Below are 2493 nucleotides of genomic sequence, written 5' to 3'. Positions count from 1 at the left end.
GGAGTCTCGTGGGCTCGGAATGTGTATAAGAGACAGCTGCTATTACTAATCAAATTATAGTATTTTGTATTAAAATCGTATGATTTAGGACTAAATATAAAGTGAAAATTTTATAAAATTTCATAAATATGTAGTTTTAGATATTTATGATGAAAGACCCACTAAATAACTTAATTGATTTTATGAAAGATTTCCTTACTTTATTGATTACACTATTAAACCTAGAATTGTTTACCAGAAAAATGTTATGTAAACTTTTAATTTGTCGATTAGAAAAAATAGTTTATCTATTTGCTGATATCTTATCATTAGTTAGAAAGAGCCTACTTAAAAACGTAGACTCCTTTAGGTATCCAAACGTTACATATATAACAAACATAAAAAAATAACATCGAATTCTTCTGTTAGTTTATTTAATATTTAATGACGTAGATAATGTATTCCAAGGTGCATTTGTAGATGTATTTTGATATTTAAATTGCCCATTTTGCTGTCCTGAAGCATCCCATTTATATTCCCATCCATCCACTGTTCTATCCCCATTTATATCAATCATCTTAGAATCTACTTTTTTTAGTTTTTGACCACTCATTTGAGCAATTGGATTTCTACCATATCCCATTTCATTTGTATAAATGTATAAATAGCTCCCTCCGTGATCTTTAGCTGTACTTAAATTATTAGGACCAATAAATTCAACCCCGCCTAATTGAGATTCAACTTTTACCACATTTAATGATGTTAATGGTGGTGCAGGTGCTGCGGATACATCAGTCGCTAAGCCAACTGTTGCTCCCACTAATAATGATGAAACTCCTATAATCATTCTTTTTAGCATACTCTCATCCCCTTTCGATTTAATACAAATTGATTCTATCATAATAATTTCATACATTTCCTTCCCTTTAAAAGAGTTAACAAAAAGTACCTATTTACATATGAAATTGTGCATATTCATTGCTTTTTACCATTTATACTTATCATAAATCATACTAAAGCATAATTAGTTCTCTCCCCTGATTGACTTACTACATTTGGCCCCATCTCAAGGTGACTATTCTAAGAACTAAAAAATGGTACATAGTTCACTGGTTTAACAAACAAATAATAGAATTGCAAAGTCAACTTAATTTAAGTTGGCTTTTCCTCTAATATTATAAGCAAGATCCACCACTTGCATCAATTAACTCACCAGTTATCCAACGACTGTCTGATGATGAAAGAAAACCTACAATATCAGCTATATCATTAGGTTCCCCCCACCTATTAAAGGTCGATAAACCTGCAGCATATTTTTGTCCATCTTGGTTGCCCAATGTCTCAGCATTCATTTCTGTGTTAATTATGCCTGGGAGAATTGCATTTACTGTAATACCACGAACACCAAGTTGTTGAGCTAAAGTATGAGTGAGTGTATTTATTGCCCCCTTAGATATACTGTAGGCAAAAACACTTGGGGAGGCTACCCTTGTGACAAAAGACGAAATATTTATAATCCTTCCCCCATCTTTTAAACGTGGCAAAGCCTTCTGAATAATGAAAAATGGAGCTTTCACATTAATATTCATAACCTCATCAAAAGACTCCTCTGTAGATTCCTCTAATGTTAAAACCTGCTCAATTCCAGCGTTGTTTACAAGGATATCAAATGTAGTATTACCTATATATTTTTGAAGAGATTGATCCATCATTGAATACAAGTTATTAATGCCATTAAAAGTACTTAAGTCTGCACGAATCGCAAATGCGGAACCGCCATCTTGTTTAATTTTATCCACTACACTTTCTGCTTCTTCTTTTCTTTTACTATAGTGAACAACGACTAACGCACCAGCATGTGCCAAATGTAATGCAATACTTCGGCCTATTCCTCTACTAGCCCCTGTTACTAATGCAATTTTCCCCTTCAATTTATTCATCTCATCATCCCCTTGTTTAAAAAATTCTACTTAGTTATATCACAAGATACCCTTTGAAATGTTGCTCACTAATTTGATATCCATAAAACCAAAAGGCCCACTCATAATTATAAGAGTCGGCCTTTTCACTTCACATATTCATTTGCTTTACATACAGCCTCTCTAACTGTTGTGTACTTTGTACTAAGTATAATAAGGAATCTTGATGGTATTATAGGTAAAGCCAGCTTAAACTAAAGTTAATTCATGTACATTTTGCTTAGAGTTTCTACCTTTAAACAGTTCGTTTAGGCTTCTATGCATATATTCAACAATATTTCAGCAATGCCTGTATTTTTCATCTTTCATATTTTTGTTTCTTAGGCATGAGCATACTTAGAAAAATCCTAAAAACTAGTTGATAATCTTTTAGAATTTAATTTTCCTATAATACTCTTTGCTATTTCTTCAATATTTTCATTTAGAAAGAAATGACTACCTTCAAAAGAATGAAAAGTACACGTTTTACTTGTATATTGCTTCCATTTTATTACTTGATCATATGTAGTAAATTCATCATTTTTCCCATTAAATA

Annotated in this window: 2 protein-coding genes and 1 pseudogene; all 3 read right to left on the bottom strand. The window is 31.8% G+C overall.

Annotated elements, in window-relative coordinates:
• Positions 1-409 precede the first annotated feature (409 nt).
• Entirely contained in the window at positions 410-895 is a 486-nt protein-coding gene (locus DN403_RS30090; RefSeq protein WP_000272949.1) for a DUF4879 domain-containing protein, read from the bottom strand.
• A gap of 259 nt (positions 896-1154) precedes the next feature.
• Positions 1155-1919: an SDR family oxidoreductase gene (locus DN403_RS30085; RefSeq protein ID WP_016077705.1), complete on the bottom strand. Its 765-nt coding sequence runs from the start codon at positions 1917-1919 to the stop codon at positions 1155-1157.
• 386 nt (positions 1920-2305) lie between these two features.
• Positions 2306-2493 (bottom strand): annotated as a pseudogene (locus tag DN403_RS30080) (thioesterase II family protein); the annotation flags it as partial.

The organism is Bacillus sp. AY2-1 (assembly GCF_008368965.1).
Classification (GTDB): domain Bacteria; phylum Bacillota; class Bacilli; order Bacillales; family Bacillaceae_G; genus Bacillus_A; species Bacillus_A thuringiensis_S.
This window is presented reverse-complemented; position numbering and strand designations above follow the sequence as displayed.